The organism is Pedobacter sp. P26 (assembly GCF_050632135.1).
GTDB lineage: Bacteria > Bacteroidota > Bacteroidia > Sphingobacteriales > Sphingobacteriaceae > Pedobacter.
The window spans coordinates 4,974,295-4,988,661 of sequence record NZ_CP192574.1 but is presented as its reverse complement, the minus strand read 5'-3'; the positions used below and the strand labels follow the sequence as shown (position 1 = coordinate 4,988,661).

Below are 14,367 nucleotides of genomic sequence, written 5' to 3'. Positions count from 1 at the left end.
GGATATATTATCTTTTCATACATAAGCTTTAAAGGGTTCATAATCGGTTTATAGAATTCAAAACCGGTTTCTCTTAATACCCGGTTTGTTTGGTTAGTGTTGTTACATTTTATATCTGATAAGGGCTAGCTTGTATAAAGATTTTATGTACAGAGTACCGCCTTTTGATACAACAATAGGTAAGGCATTACTATATTTCCTGTTGTTGTATCTGCTCATAAAGGATTCAGTTAAGTTTGGTTGATGATCATTTTATGAGCCCTAATCTAGCGCGAGATGATGTTAGCCGGGGGAATAAATCGGTCAAATAAGAGGGGATAAATCGCCAATTTTCGCGCCTGCGCCTATTTAAAGTGGTTTTAATCATCACTTTTATAATAAACTACATTTTTGGTGCAGATTTTAATTATTTATGGTTTTTTGAGTCCCTGAAATAATGATAATTGTGAGTGTAAATACATCATGAAAAAATGTACTTTAATCTTGTAAGTTTTTAAAATTGGTTGTTAAAATGAAACGCTTATGGCGCATGAGTGAAATTAAAATCAAGCTGATTTGCAGCATCACTTATTCATGTATGAGGGGGAAGTCCTAAATGCTTTCGCATATCTGCAATGATTGAGATCAGTTAAGATGTGGGATAGATAAGGGGGAAGGAATAGATATGGTAGTCACCCAGGTGAAGTGTCACGGTCGTCAGTCTGAGCCTAGTCTTAGATTTCTTGAAATTGATAAAATGCAAATAAATGCCCTCAGACTCCACTGCCATTAACGGAATCCACTGGTGTAGTTGTCATGACGAGGGAAAGAAGCAGTTTTACGGGGAGATAAATTTATTTGTTAGGTGTATTTCGATAGTTTTTTATATAGTCAGATGGGTTCATGCCGAATAATGTACTGAATTGTTTACGGAAATATTTGATGTCATTGATACCAACTTCCCAGGCGATTTCTTTAATACTATAGTTGGTTTCAACCATGAGTTCAGCAGATTTTCTAAGTCGGATAAAGCGAATGAAGCCGGCAATTGATTGACCGGAAATAGATTTTACCTTTCGGTACAGGCCTGAATGGCTCATGCCAATCTCCTGCGAAAATTTTTTAATATTAAAAGATTCATCTGCAATATTTCGCTCTATAATATTGATGCAGTTTGATAAAAACTCACGGTACTCTGGTGAGATTTTGAAGTTTTGTTTTTTGAAAGTGATCTCATTATAGAAATATTGCTGGAGTTTGGTTCGGTTTTCAATCAGTGCCTTAACCCTTGCCATTAACAGTTCCTTTTCAAAAGGTTTGGTAATATAATCATCTGCACCACATTGGGTACCTTTTAACCTGTTTTCGGCATCGGATAATGCCGTTAATAAAATTACAGGAATGTGTCCAAGTGAGGGGTTATTTTTGATGGCTGTACATAATTCTAACCCAGTTCCATCTTCCATAAGAACATCGCTGATGATGATATCGGGCAAATGTTGCATGGCCTGCTCTAGCCCCTCTTTTCCACTTGAAGCGGTAATAACCAGGTGATCATCCTTAAATATGTGCTGGATATATTCCCGGATACTTTGGTTATCCTCTACAATTAAGATGAGGTCCTGTGCATTCAGGAGGAGATTTGGATCCGTTTTTAATGTTGGTGGGATCAGTTTGTCTGGATTTTCGGCTTGGTAGATCTCTGATGGCAGATCTTCGGAAATAGGGAAGTTTCCAAAATGGCTTTTCCCCTTTTTGAAAAGTAGAAAAAATGTAGTTCCATTTCCAGTCAGGCTTTCATAAAAAATCTGTCCGCAATGCTGATCCATAAATTGCTTTACCAGGTATAGGCCAATCCCGAATCCCGAAGCAGCGCTGTTTTCCCGGACCTGATAAAACCGATCGAACAATTTTTCTTTAACATCGCCATCAATGCCAATTCCATTGTCTTTTAAGCTTAATTCTACTATATGTTCCTTTTCCCATAGCTGCATTATAATTTGGCCATCAGGTTTAGTAAATTTTATTGCATTAGAAATTAAGTTGTAAAGGATTGCCTGGATCTTTTCCCTGTCGCCATATAACTCAACGGTAGTATCTGGGCAAATAAATTGATAGTCTAAGTTTTTTAAAGCTGCCTGTCCCGCAAAACTATTGTGAACCTCTTTGCAGATTTCAGAAAAAGGGAGTTTCGAAATTCTTAAATCTTCGCTCTCACCTCCAACCTTTCGAAAGAGGAGTAGTTGATCGACCAGCTTTAACAATCGTTTTGCATTTTGGTAAACAAGATCAAGGCCTCCTTTACTGCCAGAACCGGGATGATGACGCATATAATCTTTTAACGGATTAATGATCAGGGTTAATGGTGTGCGAAACTCGTGTGAAACATTGGTGAAGAAAGCAAATTTTTTCTCGTTTAGCTCTTTTTCTTTCTGTGCATTTAGGTGGGCCGTTTTGATTTCGTAATTTAGATTGGCCTGACGTACTCTGTAACCATTGTAGGCATATATCAAAGCAGAACCCACAATAACGTAGCAAAGGTAAGCCAGCCAGCTGCGGTACCAGGGTGGAAGTACATTTATAATAAGCAGGCGGTTATCTGTTCCCCATTCACCAATATAATTATTGCGTTTAACGTGTAGGATATATTTACCATCTGTTAACCGAAGAAAGGTGACCGGGTTAGCCGCCTTAGTTTCCATCCATCCATTATTGCCTCCTTCCAGGTGGTATGCAAATTTTATTGTTCCTCTGTCTGCAAAATCTATAGCAGAAAAAGCAAATGAGAATACTGCATCATTATAGGGTACGGTTATTTCGGAAATCCTTTCTTGACTGGTATGGTTTACAAATTCATCAGTTGCGCTAATCATTCGATTGTTCACATACACAGATGACAGATAGGGGGCGGGGAGTTTTGTCGTATTTGCCTGAAAGTTTTTTGGATTAAAAAGCGTAAAACCTTTAACGCTACCGAATGCCATTTCTCCGGATTTTAGTCGCAAAGCGGCATTGTAAGAAAATTGATTGCTAGACAAACCATTCTCATTATAATAATTGTTAAAGGTTTTACGCACCGGATCGAACCGGGATAAACCATTGTAAGTACTGAGCCAAAGATACCCCTTGTCATCCTGAAGAATGTTAAGTACCGAATTATTACACAGACCTTCTGCATCAGAAAACTGTGCCTTTATTTTTCCATTTACCTTGTCAAAAAGTATCAAGCCACCGCCTTCAGTGCCGAGCCAGAGGTTTTTGTCCCTATCTTCGAATATTGCCCTAACCGGTTTGCCCACGGGATAATAAATATGTTTTTTTGCCCGGGTATCGATCTTTATCAAATAGTATGAAGTGCCCGCCCAGAGCTGATGGAAAGAATCCTCTTTAATTGCATTAAGGTCAGAAAGGCTGGCATCAAAGAGTTCGAACTGATCATTTTGAGCATTTAATCTGTATATTCCGCCATCAACAACTGCAGTTGCCCAAATCATACCTTTATGATCCTGGTAAATAAGCCAGATATAATTACTCTCCGGGCCTTCGTTGTTCATACAATGATATCTCTTAAAGGATCGGGTCCTTTCATTGTACCTGTTAATGCCGCCACCAAAAGTACTTATCCAGGTATTTCCTTTTCTGTCTGTTAATATGCTTGTAACCAGGTTGCTGCTTAACGAATTTGATTTGGCTGGATCATGACTGAAATGGGTAAAGCTATTTGTTTTTGTGGAGTACAAGCTCATGCCGCCTCCATCAGTTCCAACCCAAATGTCGCCGCTAACTTTCTCATCCAGGCAGGATACATAATCGTGGATCAGGCTGTTTTGGATAAGTGGGTTGTTACTGAATGTTTGAAAATACTTTTTTGTACTATCAATAATAACAACACCTCCATTTAATCTGGCTATCCATTTACGGTTATCTTTATCACTATACATATACGGTATGGTTTCTCCGCCGGTATAGGTAGCGCTATGTGGTGTAAGTTTAGTTTGGCTGATGCGTAATGTCTTTAAATCCAAAATGGACAAACCACGGCCTTCAGTTCCTATCCAGAGCTTATATCCCGGATCTGATAGGAGTGACAATATGTTTCCATTGGAAAGCTTTTTCCCTGACGAGACCTTTGGCCTTTTGTTGCCGTACATAACCGAAAATTGGTATAGGCCATCTCTGGTTCCAGCCCATAAATAATTTTCCTTCGCCAGCATACAATTGGTAAGTTTCGGCTCGGCATTTACCAAAACCAGTTTTTTTCGCTGAAGATCAAAATAATATAGTCCCATCCCGCCTACGGTAATCCATATGTGGGTTTGATTCCCTTCTGCTATACTGGTGATATTCGCATTGGTAAGTGGCTGGTTTTTATCACTATTGTATATCTGGTAAGGATATTTGTCTTGTTTGCCTTTGTAAAACATACCGGCCCCATTTGTCCCAATAAATAAATTATCCTTTGAGTCGCGCACTATGGTATTCACTGCAACCGTTAATTTGAAAGGTTTGTCTCCTCGCTGAGATGAGTAATATGCCGGCGAAAATTTTCCACTCAACGCATTATATATGGCCACACCTTGCCCCGTGCCAACCCAGATGTTATTTTCTGCATCTTCGGCAATACAATAAATATAATTATGAGGAAGTGAATAATCATCTTTAAGGCGATTACGAAACACCTTAACAACACTCCCGTCATAGCGGTTCAGTCCATCGTAAGTACCAAACCACATGTAACCATAATGATCCTGAAACATGTACCTCACCGAATTATTGGATAGTCCTTCATTTATGCTAAACAGGCGCTCATCATATTGATCGGCTTTAATACCCGCAGTGATAAATAATAAAGAGCATAATAACGACAGGTATTTTGGCATAATTTGTCAGTTTTTTTGAAAGCGGATCTGACTTTTAGTATTCAGTAAGATTTCATGCATATTAAACATAAATGCAGTTATTAAACTTTAGCATCAATGAAGAATTCCATGATTCTTTATTAGTTTTAAATTTGGTTAGCAACAATGATTAACTTTAGCCGTACATTGTTTACTCCTAAGTTAGTTATTTTAAATTAAATGTTACGATAACGTTTAATTTTTTAGTGATTAGTTTTGAAAAGCTCATGTGCTTTGATTACGGGTTATCTTTTTCAGGAAATGTATTAAAATTTTTTTTAACGCACAGTGTTTAATTGAATATTTCCCTTCCAATTTAATTAAGCAGGAGCTCAGGGGAGTGCAAGGGGCTTAAAACAATCTAGAAGCTAAAACGGGCAATCAATTATATTTTCCAGTGTTGTAAACCTGATGGGAGGATAGAAAATTGCTTATGCCGGTAATTTTGTTGGATGCATATCGGAAAAGTGAGCTGACGATTTGGTATTAGGTTATATTAAATGATGGGGCAAAAGGAAAATGAGGACCTATTATGTGATAGTATTCCTCCGGTAGGCTACTATTGACACATATCAACGTAAAATCGTCATTACGATGAGGAATCCCGAAGTTTCTGGAAAGCAATCTTGTTTCTACCAATCCTTAATATGAAAATTGTGCCAGAAAAAGTTTGGGGCACGCCAACGGCTTAAAAAGCCTTCCTAGATTCGATGGCTATAGGATGAAGATTTTATAAAGATAGAATTCTTAATGAAAATAGCCTGGGAGCATCAATCGACAACAGAAGTCAATCAATTAACACTCCCGTAAGCTAACTATCTAACTAACTAATAAACGCCGTCTAAATCCATGGCACGTACAACTTTTACGTGTCTGAATGCATTTGTTTCGGACCATTCTGAATCATAATTCAGACCGTAAGGCCAAAAGTGGCCACCTCCGCCACTGATATTACTGGTAGGGGTTTCTAACGCCCTGATAGTAGCAATACCATTCGTACCAGAGTATGTTCCTCCGTTGGTTAGGTCATACCAACCCCCGGTTTGCCCTACACCATAGCAATGCCCCATTTCATGCATAGCCGTACGTACATTCTGATAACTTGTATTTGCACCGAAACTGATACTGCCATTTACATTTGCTTCAGCGGTTGGCACACCAGTATTATACGAAACACTAAGGGTTCTTGCAGCCCAATCGGCACCGGCATTATAGCGTGCACAGGCGTCATTCATGGCATTTGTTATTCTGGTAATCACATCAGCAGGAACGCCATTAGTTGAGGTCCATGTCCAGCCAACCTGTCCGTTATATTTTATTTTCACCAAAACCCATTGCTGGTTCTCGCCACCGTGTGAATCGTACTGGTTTATATCGCCGCCATCATCCAGTGAAGAACCCCATAAATCCAATACCTTTCCGCTTGCCCTGTTTACAATACGGTAGTAGTTGCTTCCTAATGCTACAAACTGCCATTGCTGGTTATTGGCACCGGTATAGTCATTTATCTGGATATTGCCACCGTTTGTATTATCGGCAGCAGTTAACGCCCTATTGCTTTCTACTCCAATTATGCTATAGTATCCACCCGATAGGGCTGTCAGTTTCCACTGTTGGTTAGTACCACCTGTTCCGCCCCACTGCCATACACTTGTATTATTCCCAGTTTGGCCTCCGGGCACATCTATAACCTTGCTGCTGGTTTTACTCATGATATAAAAGGTTCCATTTGCAAGTGCCTGTGGGATTTCAATAGCCTGTATAGCCTGGATTTTCTTTTTGGTTATTGCCGAATTAAATGTTTCTGGATCATTAGGAGTTACCTCGGCAGCTTTCTTACAGCTGATAGTGCAAACGGCAGCTATTAAAATCGCACCCGCGTACTTTAAAAAAAGCATTTTGTTTTTCATATTTAAGTTAAGGTTTTTGAATGGCAGTTTACGCAACAACCAAGGTTTTATATTTCCCAAAGGCGTAAAATTTTTGAATTATAAAAATCTCCGGGCGTTAGCAATGAAATTTTAATTTTTGTTGAGATTGATTAGGTTAGTTTTAACAACAGGAAATTTTTAGTCGGAATACCCTTTGCTACTCATACTGGACTTTTTCGGTTTTACTGCTGATCTTGGTAGACATTTTCGATTCATATCATATTTGGTTAGGTGATTACAGGGAAGTATTAGTAATTACGTCTGTAGTTCAAAAATAATATACAATCAGCCACGGGTGGGGTTGTAAATCAATCGATTTTGGGGGGTAAATCAATCATTTTATGTTATTTTAAATAACAAAGTATGCAAAGTGATTATATTCACATCGGCATTGGCCAGCTCCGAATTCATAATATTTATTTATTATTAAGAAATCAGCTTTTGTATCATTAGCTATTTGATACATAACGGGAGTTTAATTAACCAACATATTATAAATCTTCAGCGATGTATTAAAATATTTGAGTGTGTTTATTTAAATTTGAAGATAAATGTTATTTGTACGTTTATTTGTTTTTGATATAAATTATTAATATTCAATTAGATATATTAATATTTTTCTAGCCAATTATTATTAGTCTATTAAAAAATCAGAATATAAATCATAGGGTAATTTTGTAAAAGCCTTATTGATCACACTCCAATTTAATTATGAATTATTATATGAGATCTATTGTATTAATTATCGCTTTGATATTTGTTTTTTTTAAAGCTTTTTCACAAAAGGTAAAAAATCCAAATAAATTTGAAGGGTATCTTTTTGCCTATTTTGAAGGATCAGGGCCAGGCAATGGGCAGGAGCAACTTCGGTTTGCAGCCAGTGCCGATGGCTTAAACTGGTCTGCACTGAACCAAAATGATCCGGTAATAAAATCTGATACCATTTCTCATTCTGGTGGCATCCGCGATCCGCACATCGTGAGAAAAGAAGATGCAAGTGGATTTTATATCACGGCAACGGATATGAACACCCATAAAAATGGCTGGGCCAGGAATACAGGAATAGTTATGTTGAAATCTTCAGATTTAGGTCGCTGGACCCATAGTGCTGTTGACCTGGCAAAGGAATATCCTGCAACTTTTGCGAAAGTGAAATGGGTGTGGGCTCCTCAAACGATTTATGATCCGATAGCAAAAAAATACCTGGTGTATTTTACCATCAGGTTTGAGGATGATGAAAAGCTTGATTTTTATTGCGCTTATGCTAACAAAGACTTTACAGGTTTTGAAAACAAGCCAACTTTAATGTTTAGCCCAAAATTTGGTGGCATTGATGGTGATATTATTTTTAAAGATGGGATATACCACTTTTTTTATAAAGGAAATACTAAGGTAGGCGGAAAGGAAGTGAAAAATGGAATCCAGCAGGCCACTTCCCGATCATTAAAAGGGCCATGGTTAGAAGATTTTAAATACCTGGATGTTTATGCCGGAACAAGTACTCCAGTAGAAGGATCAAGTATTTTTAAACTAAATGATTCTCCGGATTATGTACTGATGTATGACCTGTATACAAAAGGCAGATATGAATACCAGAAGAGTACCGATCTGTTTAATTTTAGCGATGCTCCATTGTCATTTACCAAGAATTTTTTCCTAGACATGGAAGTGTGATTGGGTTAACCGCCCAGGAAGCCTGCCAGTTGAATAGTATTTGGAAAGGTATTCCTGGTGAATTGCTTATTCCTAAACTTCCTGGCGATCGGTTTCAATTCGTTGCTGATGGAAACCCGATTATCACGCACCAATATACAGCAGATCCGGCAGCGATTGTAGATGAAGGAAAATTATGGCTATTTACCGGGCATGATGCAGGTGGAAAACAAAAAACTTTTAAAATGGAAGATTGGTCGGTTTTTTCAACAACTGATCTGAAAAACTGGACACAATACGCTGTTCCGCTTAAGCTCTCCGACTTTACGTGGGCAAAGGGCGGAGATGCTTATGCGGGACAGGTGATTAAGCGCAATGGCAAATACTATTGGTATATCAGCACCAATGCGCTAGGCATAGGTGTTGCGGTTTCAGATCAAGCTGAAGGTCCGTATATAGATGCGCTTGGAAAGCCTTTGCTAACCAATAAGGATTGTTATGACTCCAAAAACTATTGGGCGTGTATTGATCCAACAGTTTTTGTGGATAAGAAAGGGCAGGGCTGGATATTTTGGGGAAATAGTGAGTGTTACTATGCAAAATTAAAGGAAAATATGATCGAAATTGATGGTGCTGTAAAAAGGATCAATTTTGAAGGTTTTAATTTTACCGAAGCGCCATGGATACATGAGGAAAAGGGACTTTATTATCTGTCTTATGCTACTGGTTTCCCTGAAAAAATAGCCTATGCAACGAGTAAGTCTCTTGAAGGTCCATGGAAATATCAGGGTATTTTGAATGAAATTGCCGGAAATAGCGATACCAATCATCAAGCTATCGTTGAGTTTAAAAACAAATGGTATTTCTTTTATCACAATGGGGCCATACAGCCGGGGGTGGAAGCAATAACAGATCGGTTTGTGTAGATGAAATTTTTTACAATAAAGATGGAACGCTTAAAAGAATAATGATGACGAGTGAGGGAGTAGGGAAGAGATAGTTTAAAAATTAACGCAGAATATCACTTTAATGGCACTTGTAGCCAGTGTGACATCACTAGGAAAAGAGTAATTTATTAGTGGTCTGTGTTACACCAACTCCTGGGAAGAAGTGATGGTGCGGGTCAGACTAAGGTACTTCGAAATAAATATCAAAACGATATAAGAAATGCCTGGATTATGAAGACGATCCAGGCACTTTTTTGTTAGGTCGAAACCACTATTTTATGGTCAAATTAACAGTGAAGGTAGCGGTCACTTTACTGCCGGAAGCTAACGTGTATACCAATGCCTGTTTCATGATATACTTATCGCTTATATTGACACGGTTGGGATACTGACCAGCGCTCAGCTTAAAATTTTGTGCATCAAATTCGCAAAACACACGTGAATTAGCTGAACTGTAGCCAACTACATAACCATTGGCATCAAACCACTGGCCGTAGCCATTAGCTGTTAGGGTAGCGTTCAGGTTGTTATTAGGTTCAAGTGCATAAAATTTAATGTCGGTGCCTATTTTGTTGATAATATCTTGCTTAGGTAATTGAAAGGCAGAAACCAGTTTAGTAATATCAATTTCGGCTGTGGCATAATCGTAAGAAGTGGTACTCCGGTTTACTTCAAGATCGTAAGCAAAGGCAATATCTTTAGGTGCCTGATTATTGTACCCTGGTAAACTGGTGTTCTGAAATTTTACTTTGTATGGCCATTGTTCATCATTGGTATTGTTATCATCCCAGGCATGCGGATTGTATTGAGTAGGGGCACCAGTAACTACAAACCAAAGGCGGCTGCAATTGACCGGAATAGTAAAGGTTGCATTTCCAGAGGCACTTGTGAACATGGTGCTGTAGCTTCGGGTACCATTTGTTGACAAGGCAACGAAACCATACCTCCATCCGGCTTTGCTGGCATCTACCTGGTTATAGCCCGAAGCATTTGGTAAGCCTTGAAACGCAGCTGTAACAATTGTGCCTGCAGCAGGCACCTCTAGGGGCACAACATTGTAACCGGTTGTTTGCGGGCAAAAGCTTGGGTCAGGCTGAAAAGAACCATCGTTCATCAGGTTCATTTTATAATGATGCGCACCAATTTTGCTTGCCCCCAGCGTGCGGATGTTATCAATATCCCAGGTTACAAATTTAGTTGCAGCATCATATAATTCATCGTTTAGCTGGCTCACTGAAAGACCGTATAAACGTTGATAAACCTGAATAGGGTCTTCGTAGCTCTGCGCCGCCCGCCATATTTTGCCGATAACGGTAATGCCTCTTTTTTGCGCCCAGTATTGATGGATCATATAGTTGGAGTACCGGTAATCTTCGTGGATAAGGTGTTTTTGGTAATTATCCAGGTAAGCATCAAACCAGCCACCAAAAATTTCATTAGGGTAAGAGGTAAAAGCTTGCCATTGTGCCGTTTGTTCCCAAAAGGCATTTCCCCCTGCTCCATTGCCTCCAAAACCCCACCTGAAGCCATGAGACGTACCTAAATCACCGGATACCTGGTATTGAAAACTGTGGCCAATCTCATGCGCTATTGTACCACCTACCGGCTGGCAGGTTTGCGGACTTATCCATAATGCACCAATGGTATCGTCGTATCCTGAACCAGTTGCACGCCAGCCATCCTCATAATATAAAAAGATGATCAATTTGTATTTGTCCAATTTTGAAGTTCCGTTTCCAACAGTGACAAATTTCAACGTATTCACATTCAGGTTGTAAAATGATTCGGCCTTGGCCAGCAGATCATCAATATCTACGCGGTATTTTGAATCTACATTTGAGGCGGATGGATTGTTACTGCCATATCCTTTTCCCCAGAACAGTATAAAGTGATCGGATTGCTTAGAACGGGCATAACACCATTCGCTTTCGGTAGCGTTCCAATCCATATTCTGCATGGATTGTGGTTTATAAATCTGCAGGTTGGTTGCCGTTAGCGTACTTGTTTCGTTTGATAGCGGATCCTGTGCTATCTCAGCCTTCTTACAGGCGGTAAAGTTTAATAATAAGAGTAAAGAAAATACGGCACTGATTCGCCAATGCAGCATTAATTTTGATAAGTAGTTCATTGTTTTAGGATTAGTTGATGTATTCAGCAAATTAACCAGAAAACCAACATTATAAATTCCAGGTTTTTATCCGGAAACAACTGATATTTAACCTGATATCATCAGCATGATGACTTATTTATGTTTGTCCGGTCAGATCACTTGAGGGCAGTAAATTTGAAATACGGTTTATTTGCACGGCAGAATGCCTCAAAAGGAATAAGTAAAATGTTTAAGCAAAGCCGGATTAATAAGAAAATCCCCGGAATCTTCGAAAAACATCATTTACTCGCATTGCCCCCCGGCTTTCCTACAGATTCTATTAAAAACAGAAAGGACTATAACAGGAAGCATACATCTTATTTTTTGGTTTACCGTGTTGTGGACGGGTTATGCAGCGAACTAAAGATCGAATAAAGATGGCTTAAAGAAAATGGGCCACATCATTTATGCTAATCTATTTTCATATTTGAGTTTTCTATGCTTTCTGAGTTTTAGCATAGCTATTAATAAAAGCCAAGTATTGCTTAACTCATTAAAGCCCAATCTTTTTTTATCGATCAGTAAACCTTCGATTGCCAGAATATCAATTTCTGTATTTAAAAAGCAGCATATTGCATCTTCAGGACTAGAGGCTATGGGTTCGTTCATTACATTTAAGGAGGTGTTAATCACTGCAGGGCATCCCGTAAGGTTGTAAAAAGCGGTGATTACCTGATGAAAATCAGGATGATGCACCTGGTTGACAATCTGAACCCGGGCCGTTCCATCAACATGTACCGCTCCTGGAATTAAAACTGCATGGGATGCCTGATGGCCATTGCTATTATCTGAATAGTTTTCTGTAAATAGCATATAGCGGTTTTTTGAGCCTTCACCAAAATATAAATCTGCGAATTCATCCAAAATAGCCGGGGCAAACGGACGGAAGGACTCCCTTAACTTAATTTTTGCATTAAGTATGGCTTTCATCTCACTGTTTCTAGGGTCTGCGAGAATGCTGCGGCAACCCAGTGCTCTTGGCCCAAACTCTGTTCTTCCTCTGAAATAGGCGATTACTTTGCCTTCGGCTAAGTAACCTGCTATTTTACGATAATAAAGTTCATGCTCAACTTTTTCATAATTCAGGCCATAGGCAGAGAGTGCTTTGATCACTTCGTTCAGGGTATAGCTTGGACCTAAAAGTGATTGTTTCATTCCATCTGCCTGCGGATCAACATTTCTAACTCCAGATAAATGCGTATAGTATACGCTGTAAGCGGCACCTATCGCGCCACCAGCATCTCCTGCTGCAGGCTGTACCCAAACCTGTTTGAAACCAGAATGTTTTCTGATGGCTGAATTTACGATGCAGTTCAGCGCAACTCCTCCTGCAATACAGAGATTATCTATAGCAAATTCCCTGTAAAGACTTTGAGTCAGTTTAATCATGATCTCTTCAGTCACTTTTTGTATGGAGCTGGCAATATCTTTGTGAAATGTCAAAAGCGCTTCGCCTTTCGCTCTGGGTGGATGGCCAAAAAGCTTGTCGAATTTTTTACTGGTCATTTTCAGTCCCGTACAGTAATCAAAATAATCCATGTTCAGGAGAAAAGATCCATCTGCTTTAATATCAATCAAATGGTCATAAATCAGCTGTTTATATACAGTTGTACCGTACGAAGCTAAACCCATCACTTTATATTCGTCAGAATTGACTTTGAAACCTAAATAATAGGTGAAGGCAGAATATAACAGTCCGATGGAGTTAGGAAAATTTATTTCTTTTTTTAAAGTTAGTTGTGCCGAACTGCCTAATGAAACCGTAGTTGTGGCCCATTCGCCCACGCCATCTACAGTTAATACCACAGCCTGTTCAAATGGACTGGGGTAAAAGGCGGAGGCCGCATGGGCATGGTGGTGATCGGCAAATAGGATGGTGCGCGATTTTTCCCAGTTGGGATCTATAGTATTAAGCGCCCTGGCTATATTTTTTTATGAATAGTTTATCCTTTAACCATATCGGCATCGATTTTAGGAAAGATTTTAATCCCCTTGGGGCAAAATTGACGTAAGTTTCGAGCAAACGCTCAAATTTCAAAAATGGCTTTTCGTAAAATACAACATGATCTACTTCTGCCAGAGAGATGTTGGCAAATTTAAGGCAGAATTTTATCGCTTCTGCAGGGAATGACTCATCATTTTTAATCCTGGAGAAACGTTCCTCCTGCGCCGCAGCAATAATTTCTGCATTCTTCAAGAGGCATGCTGCGCTGTCATGATAATAAGCAGAAATACCAAGAATATAGCCCATGCTGCTTACCTGATTAGAATAAACTGTAAATAAATGGGGCCAATACCGAGCCATGCGCTGCTACCAGAACTAAACCCAATGCAATCAGGATGATAAATAAGGGCCATAACCAGTATTTTTTGCGCTGGGTTAAGAAATGGAAAAATTCGAGCAGTGTATTCATGTATTTATAATTTAGAACTGTTGATTAAATGAGCCCATTGCCCGGCCTGATACTTCTTCCCAATAAGAAGCTAACTGCTTATTCTTTTTTGTTTTTAAACTGTGCTTTTTAAACAGGCGTAGTAAAAGGGCAATAGGGGTTAGGATAAAGATAAATACCAGGGATAATAAAATTGTGCCATTAACCATTCCCAGAAAATTACCAACTTTTAACCATATTGTTCTTATGGGGTCAAGGCATCGAGGAGCGAAGATAGCCGTTATGATTAACCCTACAGATAGTAACAGTATGATGTACTGTGGGTAGGTTTCTTTCCAAAAAATAAGGCAAAGTAAAATACCTGTGGCGCCTACAATAAATCCGAATTTCCTGTTTTCTAATTTTTTGTTGCTCATG

General features: G+C 39.0%; 9 protein-coding genes. 2 read left to right on the top strand and 7 right to left on the bottom strand.

Annotation, left to right across the window (positions count from 1 at the left end):
- Window positions 1–833: 833 nt before the first annotated feature.
- Together ACQ86H_RS23095 and ACQ86H_RS23090 are read right to left on the bottom strand one after the other, a co-directional pair.
- Window positions 834–4,859, bottom strand: a complete 4,026-nt coding sequence (locus ACQ86H_RS23095) for a hybrid sensor histidine kinase/response regulator transcription factor (RefSeq protein WP_431292638.1) — start codon at window positions 4,857–4,859, stop codon at window positions 834–836.
- Between the two features lie 845 nt (window positions 4,860–5,704).
- Window positions 5,705–6,787, bottom strand: coding sequence for an RICIN domain-containing protein (locus tag ACQ86H_RS23090; protein ID WP_138820344.1), 1,083 nt, complete (start codon window positions 6,785–6,787; stop codon window positions 5,705–5,707).
- 744 nt (window positions 6,788–7,531) lie between these two features.
- On the opposite strand from ACQ86H_RS23090, the gene ACQ86H_RS23085 reads away from it, so the two are divergent.
- Entirely contained in the window at window positions 7,532–8,482 is a 951-nt protein-coding gene (locus ACQ86H_RS23085; protein ID WP_431292637.1) for a glycoside hydrolase family 43 protein, read from the top strand.
- Entirely contained in the window at window positions 8,479–9,387 is a 909-nt protein-coding gene (locus tag ACQ86H_RS23080) for a family 43 glycosylhydrolase (protein WP_431292636.1), read from the top strand. Before ACQ86H_RS23085 ends, ACQ86H_RS23080 begins: the two co-directional genes overlap by 4 nt.
- Before the next feature lie 292 nt (window positions 9,388–9,679).
- Here ACQ86H_RS23080 and ACQ86H_RS23075 read toward each other — a convergent pair whose 3' ends face one another.
- The 5 genes from ACQ86H_RS23075 to ACQ86H_RS23055 form a co-directional block, all read right to left on the bottom strand.
- A complete protein-coding gene (locus ACQ86H_RS23075; protein WP_138820348.1) occupies window positions 9,680–11,536 on the bottom strand; it encodes a DUF4859 domain-containing protein in 1,857 nt (618 codons plus the stop codon).
- A gap of 426 nt (window positions 11,537–11,962) precedes the next feature.
- The gene (locus tag ACQ86H_RS23070) at window positions 11,963–13,432 is read right to left on the bottom strand and encodes a carbamoyltransferase family protein (protein ID WP_431295461.1); all 1,470 of its coding nucleotides are present in this window, start codon (window positions 13,430–13,432) and stop codon (window positions 11,963–11,965) included.
- Window positions 13,433–13,466: 34 nt separating this feature from the next.
- Complete coding sequence (locus ACQ86H_RS23065; protein ID WP_431292635.1) at window positions 13,467–13,808, bottom strand: carbamoyltransferase N-terminal domain-containing protein; 342 nt, start codon at window positions 13,806–13,808, stop codon at window positions 13,467–13,469.
- 13 nt (window positions 13,809–13,821) lie between these two features.
- Window positions 13,822–13,971, bottom strand: a complete 150-nt coding sequence (locus tag ACQ86H_RS23060) for a DUF5989 family protein (RefSeq protein ID WP_168202349.1) — start codon at window positions 13,969–13,971, stop codon at window positions 13,822–13,824.
- A gap of 11 nt (window positions 13,972–13,982) precedes the next feature.
- Window positions 13,983–14,366 (bottom strand): SxtJ family membrane protein, encoded by a 384-nt coding sequence (locus ACQ86H_RS23055; RefSeq protein ID WP_431292634.1) that lies wholly within the window; start codon window positions 14,364–14,366, stop codon window positions 13,983–13,985.
- Window position 14,367: the final 1 nt, after the last annotated feature.

Excerpts from the sequence above, each read along its gene's own strand:
- ACQ86H_RS23095 (WP_431292638.1), bottom strand. The coding sequence starts at position 4,859 with ATGCCAAAATACCTGTCGTTATTATGCTCTTTATTATTTATCACTGCG.
- ACQ86H_RS23090 (WP_138820344.1), bottom strand. The coding sequence starts at position 6,787 with ATGAAAAACAAAATGCTTTTTTTAAAGTACGCGGGTGCGATTTTAATA.
- ACQ86H_RS23085 (WP_431292637.1), top strand. The coding sequence starts at position 7,532 with ATGAGATCTATTGTATTAATTATCGCTTTGATATTTGTTTTTTTTAAA.
- ACQ86H_RS23075 (WP_138820348.1), bottom strand. The coding sequence starts at position 11,536 with ATGAACTACTTATCAAAATTAATGCTGCATTGGCGAATCAGTGCCGTA.
- ACQ86H_RS23065 (WP_431292635.1), bottom strand. The coding sequence starts at position 13,808 with ATGGGCTATATTCTTGGTATTTCTGCTTATTATCATGACAGCGCAGCA.
- ACQ86H_RS23060 (WP_168202349.1), bottom strand. The coding sequence starts at position 13,971 with ATGAATACACTGCTCGAATTTTTCCATTTCTTAACCCAGCGCAAAAAA.
- ACQ86H_RS23055 (WP_431292634.1), bottom strand. The coding sequence starts at position 14,366 with ATGAGCAACAAAAAATTAGAAAACAGGAAATTCGGATTTATTGTAGGC.